We start from the raw sequence: 18,719 nt of genomic DNA, 5'->3' as shown, positions 1-18,719 counted from the left end.
CTACCCATGCGCAAAGGAATTATTCTGGCCGGGGGCTCCGGCACGCGTCTCTACCCGATCACGCGATCGGTCTCGAAGCAACTGCTGCCGGTATACGACAAGCCAATGATCTACTACCCGCTGTCGACGCTGATGCTGGCGGGTATTCGCGACATCCTCATCATCTCCACGCCGGAAGACACGCCACGCTTTACCGAGATGCTCGGGGACGGCTCCAAATGGGGGCTCAATCTCCAGTACGCGGTCCAGCCGTCGCCAGATGGCCTGGCACAGGCCTTCATCATTGGTCGCGACTTCGTGGGCAACGATCCGTCGACGCTGATTCTCGGCGACAACATTTTCCATGGTCATGCCCTGATCCGGCAACTGAAGGAAGTGTCGTCGCGGCAGTCGGGTGCCACTGTGTTTGCGTATCACGTGCACGACCCGGAGCGTTATGGAGTGGTCGAGTTTGACGACGAATTCCGTGCCATCTCGCTCGAGGAAAAGCCCACCGAACCCCGTTCCAACTACGCGGTCACCGGACTGTACTTTTACGATAACCAGGTTTGCGATATCGCGGCCGATATTTGCCCGTCGCCGCGCGGTGAACTGGAGATTACTGACGTCAACAAGTGCTATCTCGAGATGGCTCAACTCGACGTGGAAGTCCTGGGCCGCGGCTACGCCTGGCTGGATACGGGCACCTATGACTCTTTGCTGGAGGCAGCAAGTTTCATTGCCACTGTGCAGAAGCGGCAAGGACTGATGGTTGCGTGCCCGGAGGAGATTGCTTTCCGAAACAAGTGGATTGACGCGGAAGCAGTCGAGCAGATGGCCAATTCCCTGGCGAAAAACTCGTATGGCCAGTATCTGCACAGCCTGCTGGCGGAGAGGTACAGGTAATGGCACAGCGGCCCGGCCTGACGGCTACGCCTACCTCGATTCCCGATGTGCTGGTCCTTGAACCTTGCGTGTTCAGGGACGAACGCGGTCACTTCCTCGAAAGCTTCAACGAGCGCGTCTTCGAGCGCGCAACCGGTATCCGCCGTAAGTTCGTCCAGGACAATGAATCCAGGTCCGTGCGCAACGTGCTCAGGGGGCTGCACTATCAGTCTCGCAAGCCGCAAGGCAAGCTGGTGCATGTAATCGCCGGCGAGATATTGGATGTTGCGGTGGACCTGCGCAAGGCTTCGCCGACATTTGGAAGGTGGGTAGGTGTCAAATTGTCGGCGCTGAATTTCCGCCAGCTCTGGATTCCGGAGGGTTTCGCACACGGCTTCATGGTGACGTCCGACTATGCCGACGTGCTGTACAAGATGACGGACTATTATGATCCGGAGTACGAACGTGCGATTGCATGGAACGATCCTGATATCGGCATAGTCTGGCCAGCGACCGAAGAACTGATCCTGCACGATCGTGATGCCGCGGCGCCGCTGCTGCGCGATGTCGCGAGTCCTTACTAAGGTGACGTCGTGACGCAAGATTGCCTGCGACAACCCGGCGATGGACATCGAGCACTTGCGCATGGTGCGACTCGTGACGTGCAGGCGCGCCGCGTAATCCTGTTCTGCGCCAACACGGCCTGGTCGATGTACCGCTTCCGCCGGGGCCTGCTTGCCGCGTTGATCCGCGACGGTTACGAAGTTCATGTGGTTGCGCCTGAGGACCCCGAGGTTGCCGCGCTTAAGGCAATGGGGTGTGTCGTCCATACGATGACGATGTCCGCCCAGGGGCGCAATCCTTTCCAGGACATCGGCCTGGTCGCCAGGCTTCTGGCACTCTATCGACGTGTCAAGCCGGCGCTGATTTTTCACTACACCATCAAGCCGAACATCTATGGCTCGATGGCCGCGCGTCTGGCAGGCATTCGCTCGATAGCGGTCACGACCGGACTGGGATACGTTTTCATCAACAAGGGGGTGGTGTCGATCGTCAGCAAAATGCTGTATCGCATCGCGCTACGGTTTTCGGGGCAGGTCTGGTTCCTCAACCAGGATGACCGTCTGGCCTTTGTATCGGCAGGCCTCGTAGACGGCAAGAAGTGCACGGTTTTGCCGGGTGAGGGAATCGATCTTGAATTCTACGCTCCGATTGTCGGGGCAAATGAAACCGCGCCCGTTCAATTCTGTTTCGTCCTGATCGCCAGAATGCTGTGGGATAAGGGCGTTGGCGAATACGTAGCCGCTGCGCGTGCGTTGAAGGCCAAGTACAACCATGTGCGATTTCAGATGGTGGGCCCGGCGGGTGGAGACAGTCCCAGCGCGATCCCGCAAAGCCAGGTCGAAGCGTGGATAAGAGAAGGCATAGTCGAATACCTAGGCACCGTCAGCGATATTCGCCCGGTTATTGGTGCGGCAAGTTGTGTGGTGTTGCCCTCCTATCGCGAGGGCATTCCCCGGGCACTGCTTGAGGCCGCTGCCATGGAGCGGCCGGTGGTAGCGACTGCGGTGCCGGGGTGTGTGGATGTAGTCGATCACGAAGAGACGGGATTGCTGTGCCGGGAACGGGACGCACGAGACCTCGCCGCGAAAATGGAGGCGATGGTACAGCGCGACTGGGAAGGATGGCGTCGGATGGGTGCCGCGGCTCGTGCCAAGATGCAATCGAATTTCGACGAGAAATTTATCATTGAGCATTATCGGAGTGTGATTCATGCACTGGTCTAGTGCAAGGGCGCGACAGTATGACCGCGAATTTGACCAGTGGTATGGCATGGACACATGTTGGATTTGGATACTAGCCGGACACCGGAGCTTGCAACCTCTATGATTTTTGTTCCTGTGATTCTCTCGGGTGGAGCGGGTACCAGACTTTGGCCGGTGTCTCGTGAGCTTCATCCCAAGCCCTTTCTTCGGCTCTCTGGGGCTCATAGTCTTTTGCAGAAGACATTCCTGCGGGCGGCGGCATTGCCCGACGTCACTGAAGTACTGACGGTGACCAACCGTGAACTGTTCTTCAAGACCGAAGATGAGTATCGCGAGGTGAATGACTCCGGCATTGCCACGTCTTATCTCCTCGAACCGTTTGGGCGGAATACCGCTGCCGCTATTGCAGCTGCGGCGCTTGACGTCGCCGAGCGTCATGGCGACGATGCGACGCTGCTGATCCTGGCGGCCGACCATGTCATCAAGGATCAGGCAGCGTTTGCCAATGCAATTGCGCAGGCCCGCTTGCTGGCCGATCGTGGGCACCTCGTTACGCTGGGAATCCAGCCGGAGGGTCCTGAGACCGGTTATGGCTACATTGAGGCCGATGGCTCGACGGTTTGTCGCTTTGTTGAGAAGCCATCGCTGGAAAAGGCTACAGAGTATTGCGCAAGCGGCCGATATTTCTGGAACGCGGGCATCTTTTGCTTTCGCGCTGGGACCGTCCTGTCCGAGCTTGAAAAGCATGCCCCCGACGTGCTGGAAGCGATGCGGACCTGCATGTCAGCTTCACAGCAATTGCGCGGGGACAAGCGGGTCCAACGTACTTTGGACCCGCACACCTTCGAGCCGACGCCGAATATTTCGATCGACTACGCATTGATGGAGAAGTCAGCCGTTGTAGCGGTGGTGCCTTGCGAAATCGGTTGGAGCGACGTGGGGTCATGGTCTGCCATCAGCGATATGTCCGATGCGGATTCGTGCGGCAACAAGGTCGAAGGCGAGGCGCTGCTTCACGATTCGGCGAATTGCTATGTGCGAAGCGAAGACCGGCTCGTCACCCTTGTCGGCACCAATGACCTGATCGTGGTCGACACGGCCGATGCCTTGCTGGTGGCTGACAAGGCGCGAGCGCAGGAGGTAAAGGAAATTGTCCGCCAGCTGAACTCCCAGGGCCACGCGGCGAGCAAGATCCACCGCAAGGTGCATCGCCCCTGGGGCACATACACGGTGCTCGAAGGTGGAACGCGCTTCAAGATCAAGCGCATCGAAGTCAAGCCGGGTGCGTCCCTGTCGCTACAGATGCATTACCACCGCAGCGAGCACTGGATCGTGGTAAGCGGCATGGCGAAGGTCATCAATGGCGAAAAGGAATTGCTGGTCAATACCAACGAGTCCACCTACATTCCGGCCGGCAACCGCCATCGGCTTGAGAACCCCGGCAAATTGCCGCTAGTCATGATCGAAGTCCAGTGCGGAGACTATCTCGAAGAAGACGATATCGTCCGCTTCGAGGACTCCTATGGCAGAACCTAAGAACAGGATACGCAATGAAGAAGGTCGCGCTTATTACGGGCATTACCGGTCAGGACGGTGCCTACCTTGCAGAGTTTCTGCTGGACAAGGGTTACGAAGTGCATGGCATCAAGCGCCGTGCCTCGCTCTTCAACACCGATCGTATCGACCACCTGTATCAGGATCCGCATATCGATCACCGCAATTTCATCCTGCATTACGGTGATCTGACCGATTCGACGAACCTGATCCGGATCATCCAGCAGGTTCAGCCTGACGAGCTTTACAACCTCGGTGCGCAATCGCACGTGGCGGTGTCGTTTGACAGCCCGGAATACACGGCCAACAGCGATGCGCTGGGTGCGTTGCGCCTGCTCGAGGCGATCCGCATTCTCGGGCTGGAAAAGAAGACGCGTTTTTACCAGGCGTCCACGTCTGAGCTGTATGGCCTGGTGCAGGAGATTCCCCAAAAGGAAACCACGCCTTTCTATCCGCGTTCGCCATACGCCGTAGCCAAGCTCTATGGCTACTGGATTACCGTCAACTACCGCGAGTCGTACGGCATGTACGCCTGCAATGGCATCCTGTTCAACCACGAGTCGCCGCTGCGTGGCGAGACTTTTGTCACCCGCAAGATCACTCGCGCCATCAGCCGTATTGCACTGGGTTTGCAGGACTGCCTGTACCTCGGCAACCTGAACAGCCTGCGCGACTGGGGGCATGCCCGGGACTACGTAGAAATGCAGTGGATGATGCTTCAGCAGCAGACGCCGGAAGACTTCGTCATCGCAACGGGCGTTCAGTATTCGGTGCGGGATTTCGTTCGTACTGCCGCAGCCGAGTTGGGTATCGGTGTTCGCTTCGAAGGCGAAGGCGTCGATGAAATCGGCATCGTCGACAGCGTGGACGCGCCAAAGGCAAGCGCCGCGGGCCTGAAGGTGGCCGTAGGCCAGGAGATTGTCCGCGTCGATCCGCGCTATTTCCGCCCAGCGGAAGTGGAGACGCTGCTGGGAGATCCCACCAAGGCTCGCGAAAAGCTTGGCTGGACACCTCGTACAAGCTTTGCGGAATTGGTGCGTGAAATGGTGGAGGCCGATTTTGACCTGGCGCGCCGCGACAGCCTGGTCAAGGAAGCTGGCTTCAAGGCATTCAACTACCACGAATAAGACGCCATGAATCCTCAAGCCAAGATCTATGTGGCGGGGCACCGCGGCCTGGCAGGCTCCGCCATTGTGCGCCGTCTGCGCGCGAGCGGCTATGACAACCTGGTGCAACGTACCCATGCGGAGTTGGACCTGACCGATCAGGCTGCCGTGGACAGCTTCTTCGCGAGCGAACGGCCCGATTATGTGTTCCTTGCTGCCGCCAAGGTGGGCGGAATCCACGCCAATAACGCATATCCGGCCGAATTCATTCGAGACAACCTGGCGATTCAGACCAACGTCATCCATTCGGCATGGACGCATGGCGCGCGCAAGCTGCTTTTCCTCGGCTCGTCGTGCATATACCCGAAGTTTGCCCCGCAACCGATGCCGGAAAGCTGCCTGCTGACTGGGGAACTCGAGCCGACCAATGAGTGGTATGCCATTGCCAAGATTGCCGGCATCAAGATGTGCCAGGCCTACCGCCGCCAGTACGGATTTGATGCGATCTCCTTGATGCCGACGAATCTGTATGGACCCGGCGACAACTTCGACCTGCAGAACTCGCATGTCCTGCCGGCATTGCTGCGCAAGTTTCATGAGGCCAGGGTGCGTGGCGACGAGGAGGTGGTGGTGTGGGGTACCGGCACGCCGCGTCGCGAGTTCATGCACGTGGACGATCTTGGCGCTGCCGCTGTTTTCCTGATGGAGACATATTCCGACGAGGCATTCGTCAATGTAGGGGTGGGCAGCGACGTGTCCATTCGTGAACTCGCCGATATCGTCAAGGAAGTTACGGGCTACCAGGGCCGCATCGTCCAGGATCTGAGCAAGCCGGACGGTACGCCGCGCAAGTTGATGGACGTCGGCAGGCTGCATAGCCTTGGCTGGCAGGCGCGCGTCGACCTCCGTGAAGGCGTGGCGCAAACCTACGCCTGGTTTGTCGAACACTACGGCAAAGCCTGATGCTGGCCGGGAACGCCCGGTTCGGCTCCCGACGCTGAAAAACGAGCAATATGAGTACGGTAGAAAACGTTACCTATCTTGAAAGCGGACGCGCTGCCAAGGATTACTGGCGGGATTTCTGGCGCCATCGCGAACTGCTGATGTTCATGGTTTGGCGCGACATTATTGTCCGCTACAAGCAGACCGTGGTGGGCACCAGCTGGGTGTTGATCCGGCCGTTCCTGACGATGCTGGTATTTACCTTTGTCTTTGGCAAAGTCGCGAATCTGGCGTCGGGCAACGTACCGTACTCGCTGGTCGTCTTTACTGGCCTGCTGCCGTGGTTCTTCTTTGCGAATGCCCTGAGTGAGTGCAGCAATAGTCTGGTTGGCAATTCGCATCTGATCTCGAAGATCTATTTTCCGCGGCTGATCGTGCCCGTAGGGTCGATCGCGGTGTCGATTGTGGACTTTCTGATCACGTTCGTACTGCTGTTCGTGGTGATGGCATGGCATCGCTTCCTGCCGCCCTGGCATATTGTGTTCGTGCCGCTCTTTATCCTGTTGGCGATCCTGGTCTCGTTCGGGCTCGGCTTGTGGACAGCGGCGCTTAATGTGCGATTTCGCGATTTCCGCCACCTTATTCCCTTCGTGCTTCAGCTTGGCGTCTATGTTTCGCCCGTGGGCTACAGCAGCCAGATCCTCCCCGAAAAATGGAGACTGGTGTATTCGCTGAATCCCATGGTCGGGGTAATCGACGGCTTCCGCTGGGCAATACTTGGTGGTGAATACACACTCTACTGGCCCGGGCTGCTGGTGTCCGCGGTAACAAGCGTGACGCTGGTCGCGACTGGCATCTGGTATTTCCGCAAAACGGAATCCACATTTGCGGATGTGATTTGAACCATGACTATTGCAATACACGTCGAAAACGTCTCCAAGTGCTACACGATTGCGCACCAGCGCACGAATCGCGATGAGTCGCTGCGTGTGGCGCTCGAGCGCAGCGTGCGCGCCATCGGCGCACGAATGCTGGGGCGCAACGGAAAGACGTCAGTTCTGCTACCGGATAGCGAAGTCGAGCCAACCGAAGACTTCTATGCCTTGAACAACATCTCGTTCGAGGTGAAGACGGGCGAGCGCGTGGGCATCATCGGTGCCAATGGCGCCGGCAAATCGACGCTACTGAAAATTCTTAGTCGTATTACCGAACCGACCAGGGGACGCATCACGATCCGCGGCCGAGTTTCCAGCTTGCTGGAGGTTGGCACCGGGTTTCATCCGGAGCTGACAGGGCGCGAGAACATCTTCCTGAACGGTGCGATCCTGGGCATGCCTCGTAGCGAAATCCGGAAGAAGTTCGACGAGATTGTCGACTTTTCGGAAGTTGAGCGCTTTCTGGATACGCCGGTCAAACACTATTCGAGTGGCATGTATGTTCGGCTAGCGTTTTCCGTATCAGCTCACCTCGATCCGGAGGTATTGATTCTTGATGAGGTTCTTGCTGTCGGCGACGCACGCTTTCAGAAGAAGTGCATGAACAAGATGCGTCGGTTCAGTGAGGATGGTCGCACGATTTTGTTCGTAAGCCATAGCGCTGCGGCGATCAGTCAATTTTGCAGCACGGCAATTTATCTTGAAAAAGGGCGAATCAAACAGATGGGGCCTGCTCAGGAGGTTGTCGAAGAGTACACGCAGCAAAGTACTTCGGGCATGGAGGAAGCCGGGCCCGAACTTGTTGGCAGCCGAGTGCTGGAGCAGCCAGCGGGGGATGAATTGGTGCAAATTGAGGCAATTGAAGTTGTGACGCCCGGAGAGCGTGCCAATGGCACTGTGCCGATTGATGCTCCGGTTTCAATCCGCCTATCGTTTCGCGTTCTTGAGAAATCGGAACACATATTGGTTCCCAATCTTCACGTGCGCACGATCGATGGTACGTACGTTTCGGTCGTAACGCCTCCCAGTAGTGAGGTTCGCCCACTAGATCCGGGCACTTATTTTGCGGATTGCACGCTGCCGGCAAACTTGCTCAATAACGGAGTATTTACCGTCCAGGCTGCCATCACGTCGTTCAATTGCGGACAGACGGTACATGCGAACTTGCCAAATGCGCTGACTTTTGAGGTGGTCGACGATCTTTCGGATGTGTCTTATCGCAACGGTTATTTGCAGGCGATACCAGGCGTTGTCCGCCCCCGCCTGCAATGGCACATCGGAGCTTCGGCATGAAAGTCGTCATCCTGGCCGGCGGCTTGGGCACACGTATCAGCGAGGAATCGCACCTGAAGCCGAAGCCCATGATTGAAATCGGTGGCAAGCCGATCCTGTGGCACATCATGAAAATCTATTCCCACTATGGGATCAACGACTTCGTGATCTGCCTCGGTTACAAGGGCTACGTTATCAAGGAGTACTTCGCCAATTACTTCCTGCACATGTCCAATGTGACATTTGACATGGCGCGCAATCACATGGAGGTGCATGAGCGCTATGCCGAGCCCTGGCGGGTGACGTTGATCGATACCGGAGCCGAGACTTTGACCGGCGGGCGCCTGAAGCGCGTGCGCGACTATATCGGCGATGAGACGTTCTGCTTCACCTATGGCGATGGTGTTACCAACCTCGATATCGGCGCATTGATCGAATTTCACCGTGACCACGGCAAGCTGGCGACCGTGACGGCTATCCAGCCGCCCGGCCGTTATGGCGCGCTCAACCTGAACGGCGCCGCGGTCAGCAATTTCCAGGAGAAGCCTGCCGGCGACGGTGCGTGGATCAATGGTGGCTTTTTTGTACTCGAGCCAAAGGTGTTCGACTACATCGAGAGCGATCGAACCAGTTGGGAATCCACACCGTTGCAATGGCTCGCCGGAGAGGGCGAGTTGATGGCATATCAGCACAGCGGGTTTTGGCAGGCCATGGATACCTTGCGGGACAAGAACCACTTGGAAGACCTGTGGGCGTCGAACCCGCCATGGAAGGTGTGGGCATGATCCAGTTTGGTGATGTCTATCGTGGCCGGCGTGTCCTGCTGACCGGGCATACGGGATTCAAGGGAAGCTGGCTGGCGCTATGGCTTTCGCGGCTTGGCGCGGACGTCACTGGCATTGCGCTGGCGCCGGAGACTGTCCCGAATCACTGGGACTTGCTCGGCCTGGACATGGCCTCTCACCTCATTGACATTCGTGACAAGGAAGCTCTGGCACGTGTGATGGCGCAAACGCAACCGGAACTGGTGCTTCATCTTGCAGCGCAGCCGCTGGTGCGGCGTTCCTATCGTGAACCCATCGACACCTGGGCAGTTAACGTCATGGGGACGGCTAATGTGCTCGAGTGCTGCAGGCAGATCTCGTCAGTGCGGGGCATTCTCGTCGTCACATCAGACAAGTGCTACGAGAACCAGGAATGGGCCTGGGGCTATCGTGAGAATGACCGGTTGGGCGGCCACGACCCGTATAGTGCTTCGAAGGCAGCCACGGAACTGGTCGTTTCAAGCTACCGTGACTCGTTTTTCCAAGCAGACGGAGCTGCTGCCCTGGCATCGGCGAGAGCCGGTAACGTGATCGGCGGCGGGGACTGGTCCGAAGATCGCCTGATTCCGGACATCGTCCGCGCCGTCGGTAATCATGCCGAGGTAGAGATCCGTTCGCCCCGCGCTACGCGCCCGTGGCAGCACGTCCTTGAATCCCTAAGCGGTTACCTGTTGCTTGGCCAGCGTCTGCTAGGCGGGCAGAAAGATGTCGCAGCGGCATGGAATTTCGGGCCGGAAGCAGAAGGAAACCGTCCCGTGCAGGCTGTCATGGAACGCATTGCTGCGCTCTGGCCGGAGTTGCGTTGGCATGTCGCCCGCAATGACGGCGCGCATGAAGCACAGCTGCTTTACCTCGATAGCGCCAAGGCACGCGCAGGGCTGAACTGGCGTCCGGTATGGCGCTTCGACGCGGCGCTGGCGGCAACGGCGACGTGGTATCGGTCATTCCTGGCCGACGGCACGGTGCTTAGTGAGCATCAGTTGGACCAGTATGTACAGGCGGCTGGCAATGCTGGCCTGGCGTGGTGTCAGCCATGAATATCGAAGCGACATCGATCGATGGTGTGATGGTCGCGAGTGGCCAGGCTTTTTCAGATCACCGCGGTGCCTTTCAACGCCTTTACTGTGACAAAGAGCTGGCCGGCGTGCTGGGCGGCCGGCGCGTCGTGCAGGTCAATCACTCGCGGACCGTCCTGACAGGGGCCGTGCGCGGCATGCATTATCAGTTTCCTCCCCATGCAGAAATGAAGCTGGTGCGATGCCTGCGCGGCAGGGTGTGGGATGTGGCGGTCGACTTGCGCGAGGGATCACCCACGTTTTTGCACTGGCACGCCGTGGAACTGTCGCCACAGAATGGCCGCTTGCTGGTCATACCCGAGGGCTGCGCTCACGGCTTCCAGACGCTTGAGCCCGAATCGGAGCTCTTGTATCTGCATACCTCGCACTACGCGCCGCAGGCAGAGGGCGGTCTGCGCCATGACGATCCGCGTCTGGGTATCGACTGGCCGCTGCCTGTTGCCGATCTTTCGCAGCGCGACCGCTCGCATCCTCTTTTGAACAGCGAATTCTCCGGAATCAAGCTATGAAGTGCCGCCATTGCGCAAGTTCCCTGACCAACGTCTTTCTGGACCTTGGCTTTGCACCGCCCAGCAATGCTTACCTGAGCGAAGCTGCGCTTTGCGCGCCTGAAACGAGCTTTCCCCTAAAGCTGTTTGTCTGCAACCAGTGCGGCCTCGTTCAGACTGAGGATTACGCCAGCGCCGACCAGTTGTTCAGCGGTGACTATGCGTATTTTTCTTCTGTCTCCCGCAGCTGGCTTGCACATGCGGAAAAGTATGCCGACATGATTACCGGCCAGCTGAAGCTGAACGACAAAAGCCTGGTGATCGAAGTCGCTGCCAATGACGGCTATCTGCTGCGCAATTTCGTGGCGGCGGGTATCCCCTGTCTGGGTATCGAGCCGACTGCAAGTACTGCTGAAGCCGCCGAGCAACTCGGCATCCCGGTGCTGCGCGAGTTCTTTGGCGCCGACGTTGCCCGTCAGCTGGCAGAGCAGGGACGGCGTGCTGATCTGATCATCGGCAATAATGTCTATGCGCATGTGCCGGATATCAATGACTTCACGACCGGCCTTAGACTGGCGCTGAAGCCTGGCGGCACGATTACGCTGGAGTTTCCCCACCTGATGCGCCTGGTCGAGGAGGTGCAGTTCGACACGGTCTACCACGAGCATTTCTCGTACTTGTCTCTTGGTACCGTCGCCACGATCTTCCGGGCTGCGGGTTTGCGCATCTGCGATGTGGAAGAACTGCCCACGCATGGTGGCAGCCTGCGCATCTACGGTTGCCATGCTGATGACCCGCGGCAGGATACCGATGCGCCGGCTCGCATCCTTGCAGCGGAAGTCCGTAGTGGCATTGATCAGTTCGGGGGCGAAGCCTACCGATCTTTTCAGACTCGTGCCAACGTGGTCAAGGACGGCTTGCTGACTTTCCTGATCGAGCAAAAGCGAGCAGGCAAGAAGGTGGCCGCCTATGGGGCGGCCGCCAAGGGCAATACGCTGCTGAACTATGCCGGCGTCAAGCCGGACCTGTTGCCCTTCGTCTGTGATGCGGCACCGTCAAAGCAAGGCAAGTTCCTGCCGGGTAGCCACATACCGATCGTATCCCCCGACGCACTGGCCGAAGCAAAGCCGGACCTCGTACTGATCCTGCCGTGGAACATCGCCGATGAAGTGGCCGCCCAGCTTGCGTTTATCCGCAACTGGGGCGGGAAGTTCGCGGTGGCGGTTCCTGCGATTCACGTTTTCTGAAAGGAATCTCGTGTCCCGTATTTACTACACCAAGCCTTCGATTACCGAACTCGAGGTGAAATATGCAAGCGATGCCGCTGCCAATGGCTGGGGCGATCAGTGCTATGCGTATATCGAGCGGTTCGAGCGCAATTTTGCCGGGTACCTCGGCGTGGATTACGCCATTGCTACGTCGAGCTGTACGGGAGCAATGCACATGGGGCTGGCGGCTCTCGGTATTGGGGTTGGCGACGAAGTCATTCTTGCGGACATCAACTGGATTGCGACAGTGTCGCCGGTCGTGCACCTGGGCGCGAAGCCGGTCCTTGTCGACATCCTGCCGGATACGTGGTGTCTGGATCCGGAGAAGGTCGAGGCAGCCATTACGCCCAGGACGAAAGCCATCATTGCCACACACATCTACGGCAGCCTTTGCGACATGGATCGGCTGCTGGAGATCGGTTGTCGCCATGGGATTCCGGTGATTGAAGACGCCGCAGAGGCACTTGGATCGGTCTATCGCGGAAAGCGTGCCGGCTCAATCGGCGCCTTTGGCACGTTCTCGTTCCACGGCACCAAGACCATGACGACCGGTGAAGGCGGGATGTTCGTGACGAACGATCCCGCGCTGTACGAGCGCGTGCTCACTCTCAGCAATCACGGGCGGGCCAGGGGCGAGTCCCGGCAGTTCTGGTCTGAGCGTGTTGGCTTCAAATACAAGATGTCGAACATCCAGGCCGCCATAGGCTGCGCGCAGCTCGAGCGCGTCGACGAACTGGTGGAGAAGAAGCGGCGCATTTTTGCGCTGTACAAGGCTGCCCTGGCGTCTCTGGTACCGCTGACCCAGATGAACGTAGAGCATGCCGGTACGACCAACTGCTACTGGATGCCGACGCTGGTGTTCGATCAACATGCCGATCTGGATCGCGACGCGTTGCTGCGTAAGTTCAAGGCGGAGAATATTGATGGCCGGGTCTTCTTCTGGCCGTTAAGCAAGCTGGGTGTAGAGGGCGTCCCTACCGATGTCTCGACGCCGCTCGCGCATAGCATCTCCCCACGCGCCATTAACCTGCCCAGCTACCACGACATGGGGGAAGCCGAGGTGGACCGCGTCGCAACGGTGCTGAAGAATTTCTATGCCAGATAATCTCACACGTAACGGTTCGGTGGGTTTTTTCGCAGACCAGGACGTTGGCCTAGCAGCCGTCCGTTACGTGCTGGAGACGCACCCGCGAGACATCCGCTATGTAGTCACGATTGGTGACAACGACATCGCGGCATTGTGCAGGATGCACCGGTGCAAGGTGATCTACGTTGACGAGATTACGGACGCGACGGCAGTGGAGCAGCTAGGCGATGTCGATCTGCTGGTCCTTGCCTGGTGGCCCAGAATTCTGACGAGAAAACTTATAGAAATCCCTCGCCGCGGCGTCGTGAACTTCCATCCCAGCTTGCTGCCGTACAACCGCGGCAAGCATTACAACTTCTGGACGATCGTAGAAGAAACTCCGTTTGGCGTGTCGCTGCATCTGGTAAATGAAGGCGTGGACCAGGGCGATATCCTCTTCCAGAGCCGGATCGAGAAGACGTGGGAGGATGATGGCGGCTCGCTTTATCGCGCCGCCAAGCAGGCGATGGTGACACTGTTCGAATCGCACTACGAAGACTTGGTTACCGGTAACTACGTCGCACGACCGCAAGACCTGAAGTGCGGGAGTTTTCACCTGGCCAGGGAGTTGGATCCGGCAAGCGAGATATTTCTCGACAGGAGCTACCAGGGGCGCGAGTTGCTGAACCTTCTGCGGGCGCGGACCTTCGCAGGTAATCCCTCCTGTTATTTCCATGAGGGGGGAAAGAAATATGAAGTGCGTATATCAATCAAAGAGGTGAAAGATGGGGCCGATTGAAGAATTCCAGCGACGCAATGCAGAGCTGATCGAAAAGGGCGCGGCGGATGAGTCGCTGCAGCGGCTGACGCGGCAGTGGTTCGATCTGGCGAATACGTACGAGTATTCGTACCACTATGCCTGGATGTCGCGCCCTATCATCCAGTATCCGCAGGATATCGTTGCAATGCAGGAGATCATCTGGCAGGTCAAGCCGGACCTGATCATCGAGACCGGCATTGCGCACGGCGGCTCGTTGATCATGAGCGCATCCATGCTCGCGTTGCTTGACTATTGCGAAGCAGTGGAGAAGGGCACGGTACTTGATCCAAAGGCCAGCCGTCGGCGTGTCATTGGCATCGACATCGATATTCGCCAGCATAACCGGCAGGCCATGGAAGCCCATCCGATGGCTCATCGCATCGACATGATCCAGGGGTCGTCGGTGGATCCGGCCATCGTGCGTCAGGTGCACGATATGGCCAAGGGATACGAGCGGGTGCTGGTGTGCCTCGATTCGAACCACACTCATGATCATGTGCTGCAGGAGTTGGAGGCCTACGCGCCGCTGACCAGTATGGGCAGCTATTGCGTGGTGTTCGATACCGTGGTTGAAGACTTGCCGGACATGGCCTCTGTCAACCGACCGTGGGGCAAGGGCAATAACCCGAAGACTGCCGTCTACGAGTATCTGCGTCGACTTGATTTAGGGAAGGAGATGGGCAAAGACGGAGCGCCGCTAGCGTTTGAGATTGACAAGGGCGTTGAAAACAAACTGCTTATTACTGTGGCACCTGACGGTTTTCTGAAGCGGATCGCTCGATAGAGTCGGTGGGTTTCCATCCCCCGGCGGTGTCGGGACGTTGATGCATGCGGATCGCTTTTGTGTAGAGGGTCTGAGATATTCCAACTTTTGCAAAGAAAAGGTCGTCAACTAGTATGTCTATCGGAGAAGGTTCGCCTGAGCATGCACACCGGCCATTGGTGAGCGTGGGAATTCCGACTTTCAATCGTCCGGAAGGCCTGCGGCGGACCTTATGTCAGATCCTCGCTCAAACACACAGGAATCTCGAGGTAATCGTCTCGGACAACGCGTCGACTAACCCGGAGGTCGAACTAGTCGGAATGGAGTTCGCGGCGAAGGACGGTCGGGTTCGATATATCCGTCAGCCAGCAAATATCGGTGCAATGCCAAACTTTAAGTATGTATTGCAAAGTGCGACTGGCGACTATTTCATGTGGGCTGCGGACGATGACGAGTGGTCGCCTCTGTTTATCGAGAAATGTCTTTCGGCGTCCGCGCAAGGGGAGACCGTTGCCTGTAAGTTCGACACGCTCTTTCGAGTCGCCGATCGGCGCGAAAGCAATCCCGTGCCGACACTGAATCCGGCCTGCAGTGCGCTCGCTAACGTCAAGGAATTTCTCCAATGCATGCAGCCCAGTTTGATTTACGGCTTGCATAAGCGGGCTTCATTAGAGTATTTCAATAAACTGCCCACGTTCGACTTCGTGGACTGTTATTTTGTATTCCGACAGATTCTAGGGCCGGGTGTCAAGACGATTCCTGATGTGCTATACACTGCGGGGGTGGATGCAGTTTCTTATGAGATCAAGTATGTCGACGCCCACGCTAAGAAATTTGATTATGCTCCTTTCTATCTGCGGACTGCTGCGCTGATGCTGTTGACGCGAAGCTTGCCGTTGCGAGAAAGGCTGGAAGCCCTAAAGGCTTTTAATCAGACCATATATGGACTCATCAGGCATCATGAGAATTGTGGCGATCCTCGTCCCCTCCTCGTAAGGCAGGTTTGGCGGTTTTGGCGCCGGGCCTTGGTGCCACGATGGTTTATGTCGCTCTAATCTATGCTGGAAGCATAGGATAAAAGCGTTGGGTGTACTTGATTTATATGATCGGGATCAAATTGAATAGAGAGAGAAGCTCGATGTTCCGGAGATCACGCGGGCTATTTCAGCATTTCCTGTTGAAATTGCTGACGAAGTCGCTGAGTGAAGAAACGCGAATTCGTTATGCGGACGCTGCGCCTGTTGTGGATATACTCGTCAAGACCCATCCCGAAGACTGCACTGCAGTACTTCAACATTTGCTTGGGGACTCCAAGGGTTCTCCTACTTCGCACAACGATATCGACGAGATTGTAAATTTCTCAGCATATTGGCGCAATAAATGGATTGCCGAAAAGGCCGCAACCTTGCCAGCCGGCGCAAAAGTCCTTGACGCAGGAGCTGGGCAGTGTCAGTACAAATCACTGTTTGCTCATGCAAAATATCACGCGCAGGATTTCGCGCAGTACGAAGGTACGGAGCAAGGACCGCTGCAGGAGAGCTGGAACTATGCAAAGCTCGATTATATTTGCGACATAACGCAGCTTCCGATTGAAGACGGCAGCTTCGATGCTGTGGTGTGCACCGAGGTTCTCGAGCATGTGCCGGATCCCATTGCAGCATTGCGCGAACTCTGTCGTGTCACTGGCCCCAGTGGGCGATTGTTCCTATCCGCGCCGCTTGGTAGCGGCATCCATCAGGAGCCATACCATTTTTATGGTGGATTCTCGCCGTATTTTTACCGAAAGTATTTGGCCGAATTTGGCTGTGAAGTCGTCGAAATAAAGCCCATCGGGGGATTGCTACGCCACGTTGCTCAGGAAGTCCATAGGGTAGCGCGGACGATGGAAGCGGCACAGCAAGCAATGTCACCAGCGCAACGATTCGTGATGATGGAATGGCTGCCGCGATTGCTCAGTGAAATGGACGATAAGTGTTTTGTTGAACAGTTCACGGTGGGCTATCTTGTCGAGGCTCGCAAGCGTGTGAATGACTAAGCATCCTGAGTCACCTTCAGGAAGCCAACTTAAACGTGAACCAATGATCATTGCCAACCTCATCGGCGGCCTTGGAAACCAGATGTTCCAGTACGCCACAGGCCGGGCCGTCGCGCATCGCTACGGTGTGCCGTTGTTGCTTGATGCTAGCGGATTCGCCCATTACGATCTGCGCCGTTATGAACTGGGCGAACTTTCGATCCGGGCTACGGTGGCGACCGAGGATGAACTCACGCGTGCCGGCGTGAAGCCGTGTGCGCCAACGCTGCTCAAGCGGGTCAGCAAGGCGCTGGGTATCGATCGGCCGGCAAACCAGCTTAAGGAAGCTTCGTTTACCTACGACGCACGCGTCGAGCAGGTGACGCCGCCCGTTTACCTCGATGGCTACTGGCAAAGCGAACGCTATTTCGTTCAGATTGCGGACTTGCTGCGGCAGGAATTCATGCTGAAGGAGCCTGCCGACGCGGCAAATTCTCGTATCGGTGCTCAGATCAGCGAGGCGGGCGCGAGCGCAGTGTCACTGCATATCCGCCGCGGCGACTACGTGAATAATCCGCAAACCGCGCAATACCACGGTGTGTGCTCGCTCGACTACTACCGCGCCGCGGTCGATTACGTCGCGGCACGAGTTTCGTCCCCACACTTCTTTGTCTTCTCCGATGACCATGCATGGGTGAGCGAGAATTTTCGGCTTGACCATACCGTAACGCTGGTCGACGTGAACGGAGCGGATCGTGGCGTCTGGGACATGGCGCTGATGAAATCATGCCGCCACCACGTCATCGCCAACAGCTCCTTCAGCTGGTGGGGCGCATGGCTCAATCCTCATGCAGACAAGATCGTGGTAGCGCCCGAGCGCTGGTTCAGCGGTGCCTCTCACGATACGAGCGACCTGATCCCGGCTACCTGGACCCGACTATGACGACGCCCTTGATCAGCGTGGTACTGCCAGTCTACAACGGTGCCGGCGACGTAGAGAAGGCTGTCGAAAGCATTCTGACGCAGACCTTTACCGACTACGAGCTCATCATCATCAATGATGGCTCGAAGGATGATTCGGCCAGCGTGCTCGAATCCCTGCGCGATCCGCGTATCAGGTTGTTCCACCAGGACAACCTGGGCCTGGCCGGTACGTTGAACCGAGGCATCGAGCTGGCACGCGGGCGCTATATTGCTCGGCAGGATCAGGATGACCTGTCTCATCCCGAGCGCTTTGCGCGCCAGGTGGAGTTCCTGGAGAACAATCCCGAGCATGGGTTGCTGGGTACTGCTGCACAGATCTGGGTTGGCGATACGCCGACGGAGCGTGCCCACGATCATCCGACCGAGCATGGCGCACTCAGCTTCGAGTTGTTGTTCAACAATCCGTTTGTGCATAGCTCGATCATGATGCGCAAAGCCACCGTCGAGGCAGTTGGCGGATACACGACCGATGCGGCGCGGCAACCGCCCGAGGACTACGAACTCTGGTCGCGCATGGCACGGCGCGGACGAGTGGCTAACCTGGCCGAGCGCTTGCTGATATATCGCGAGGTGCCGGCGAGCATGTCACGTACTGGGCCGAATCCGTTCATGGAGCGCCTGGTGCTGATCTGTGCGGAGAATATTGCCGCCGTACTGGGCCAGCGCGAGCCATCGCAAGACGTCTTTGATGTTGCGGCGCTGACGCATTCGGCCCTGCATCGCCTGTCCCAACGGCCGGATATCGAACGCATGTGCCAGGTCGTGCGCGATGCCGGCGAACGACTTGCGATGCAATCGCCGCAATCGGACGTGCTTCAGAGGACAGAAGCCCGCATCCAGAGCCTGCACCATCAATACCTGATCCAAAAGCACAACATGAACTGGGCTCGGCCGATTGCGCGTGCGGTACGCGATTTTGGTCGCCGGCTTGGGATCCTGACTCGCTGACTGCAAACCAAGGGACGATGTCATGCGGA

Annotated in this window: 19 protein-coding genes; all 19 read left to right on the top strand. The window is 57.6% G+C overall.

Features of this window, described 5'->3' with window-relative positions:
• The first annotated feature begins 6 nt into the window (after positions 1 to 6).
• Positions 7 to 885, top strand: a complete 879-nt coding sequence (gene rfbA / locus VSR71_RS02995; RefSeq protein WP_342912434.1) for a glucose-1-phosphate thymidylyltransferase RfbA — start codon at positions 7 to 9, stop codon at positions 883 to 885.
• Complete coding sequence (gene rfbC / locus VSR71_RS02990) at positions 885 to 1,448, top strand: dTDP-4-dehydrorhamnose 3,5-epimerase (RefSeq protein ID WP_342912433.1); 564 nt, start codon at positions 885 to 887, stop codon at positions 1,446 to 1,448. Before rfbA ends, rfbC (VSR71_RS02990) begins: the two co-directional genes overlap by 1 nt.
• 78 nt (positions 1,449 to 1,526) lie before the next feature.
• Complete coding sequence (locus VSR71_RS02985; RefSeq protein ID WP_342912677.1) at positions 1,527 to 2,651, top strand: glycosyltransferase family 4 protein; 1,125 nt, start codon at positions 1,527 to 1,529, stop codon at positions 2,649 to 2,651.
• A gap of 99 nt (positions 2,652 to 2,750) precedes the next feature.
• Positions 2,751 to 4,166: a mannose-1-phosphate guanylyltransferase/mannose-6-phosphate isomerase gene (locus tag VSR71_RS02980; RefSeq protein ID WP_342912432.1), complete on the top strand. Its 1,416-nt coding sequence runs from the start codon at positions 2,751 to 2,753 to the stop codon at positions 4,164 to 4,166.
• 14 nt (positions 4,167 to 4,180) lie between these two features.
• Positions 4,181 to 5,311: a GDP-mannose 4,6-dehydratase gene (gene gmd, locus VSR71_RS02975; protein WP_342912431.1), complete on the top strand. Its 1,131-nt coding sequence runs from the start codon at positions 4,181 to 4,183 to the stop codon at positions 5,309 to 5,311.
• Between the two features lie 6 nt (positions 5,312 to 5,317).
• Positions 5,318 to 6,253 carry a GDP-L-fucose synthase gene (fcl, locus tag VSR71_RS02970; RefSeq protein ID WP_342912430.1) on the top strand — a complete coding sequence of 312 codons (936 nt, stop codon included), beginning with the start codon at positions 5,318 to 5,320 and terminating at the stop codon, positions 6,251 to 6,253.
• A 50-nt stretch (positions 6,254 to 6,303) separates the two neighbouring features.
• Positions 6,304 to 7,134: an ABC transporter permease gene (locus VSR71_RS02965; RefSeq protein WP_209759137.1), complete on the top strand. Its 831-nt coding sequence runs from the start codon at positions 6,304 to 6,306 to the stop codon at positions 7,132 to 7,134.
• A gap of 3 nt (positions 7,135 to 7,137) precedes the next feature.
• Entirely contained in the window at positions 7,138 to 8,460 is a 1,323-nt protein-coding gene (locus VSR71_RS02960) for an ABC transporter ATP-binding protein (protein ID WP_342912429.1), read from the top strand.
• Positions 8,457 to 9,224 (top strand): glucose-1-phosphate cytidylyltransferase, encoded by a 768-nt coding sequence (gene rfbF, locus VSR71_RS02955; RefSeq protein ID WP_342912428.1) that lies wholly within the window; start codon positions 8,457 to 8,459, stop codon positions 9,222 to 9,224. The genes VSR71_RS02960 and rfbF overlap by 4 nt, the downstream gene beginning before the upstream one ends.
• Positions 9,221 to 10,300, top strand: a complete 1,080-nt coding sequence (gene rfbG, locus VSR71_RS02950) for a CDP-glucose 4,6-dehydratase (protein WP_342912427.1) — start codon at positions 9,221 to 9,223, stop codon at positions 10,298 to 10,300. Before rfbF ends, rfbG begins: the two co-directional genes overlap by 4 nt.
• Positions 10,297 to 10,848, top strand: a complete 552-nt coding sequence (gene rfbC / locus VSR71_RS02945) for a dTDP-4-dehydrorhamnose 3,5-epimerase (protein ID WP_342912426.1) — start codon at positions 10,297 to 10,299, stop codon at positions 10,846 to 10,848. Before rfbG ends, rfbC (VSR71_RS02945) begins: the two co-directional genes overlap by 4 nt.
• Positions 10,845 to 12,074 carry a class I SAM-dependent methyltransferase gene (locus VSR71_RS02940; protein ID WP_342912425.1) on the top strand — a complete coding sequence of 410 codons (1,230 nt, stop codon included), beginning with the start codon at positions 10,845 to 10,847 and terminating at the stop codon, positions 12,072 to 12,074. Before rfbC (VSR71_RS02945) ends, VSR71_RS02940 begins: the two co-directional genes overlap by 4 nt.
• A 10-nt stretch (positions 12,075 to 12,084) precedes the next feature.
• Entirely contained in the window at positions 12,085 to 13,200 is a 1,116-nt protein-coding gene (locus VSR71_RS02935) for a DegT/DnrJ/EryC1/StrS family aminotransferase (protein WP_342912424.1), read from the top strand.
• Entirely contained in the window at positions 13,190 to 13,960 is a 771-nt protein-coding gene (locus VSR71_RS02930) for a formyltransferase family protein (protein ID WP_342912423.1), read from the top strand. Before VSR71_RS02935 ends, VSR71_RS02930 begins: the two co-directional genes overlap by 11 nt.
• Positions 13,947 to 14,765: a cephalosporin hydroxylase family protein gene (locus VSR71_RS02925; protein WP_342912422.1), complete on the top strand. Its 819-nt coding sequence runs from the start codon at positions 13,947 to 13,949 to the stop codon at positions 14,763 to 14,765. Before VSR71_RS02930 ends, VSR71_RS02925 begins: the two co-directional genes overlap by 14 nt.
• A gap of 113 nt (positions 14,766 to 14,878) precedes the next feature.
• Positions 14,879 to 15,799: a glycosyltransferase family 2 protein gene (locus VSR71_RS02920; RefSeq protein ID WP_342912421.1), complete on the top strand. Its 921-nt coding sequence runs from the start codon at positions 14,879 to 14,881 to the stop codon at positions 15,797 to 15,799.
• Positions 15,800 to 15,921: 122 nt separating this feature from the next.
• Positions 15,922 to 16,779: a class I SAM-dependent methyltransferase gene (locus VSR71_RS02915; protein WP_342912420.1), complete on the top strand. Its 858-nt coding sequence runs from the start codon at positions 15,922 to 15,924 to the stop codon at positions 16,777 to 16,779.
• A 43-nt stretch (positions 16,780 to 16,822) separates the two neighbouring features.
• The gene (locus VSR71_RS02910; protein ID WP_342912419.1) at positions 16,823 to 17,701 is read left to right on the top strand and encodes an alpha-1,2-fucosyltransferase; all 879 of its coding nucleotides are present in this window, start codon (positions 16,823 to 16,825) and stop codon (positions 17,699 to 17,701) included.
• Positions 17,698 to 18,690 (top strand): glycosyltransferase family A protein, encoded by a 993-nt coding sequence (locus tag VSR71_RS02905; RefSeq protein ID WP_342912418.1) that lies wholly within the window; start codon positions 17,698 to 17,700, stop codon positions 18,688 to 18,690. The genes VSR71_RS02910 and VSR71_RS02905 overlap by 4 nt, the downstream gene beginning before the upstream one ends.
• The last annotated feature ends 29 nt before the right edge of the window (positions 18,691 to 18,719 follow it).

This window comes from Cupriavidus oxalaticus (genome assembly GCF_038900635.1).
In the GTDB taxonomy this organism is placed as follows: Bacteria; Pseudomonadota; Gammaproteobacteria; order Burkholderiales; family Burkholderiaceae; genus Cupriavidus; species Cupriavidus oxalaticus_B.
This window is presented reverse-complemented; position numbering and strand designations above follow the sequence as displayed.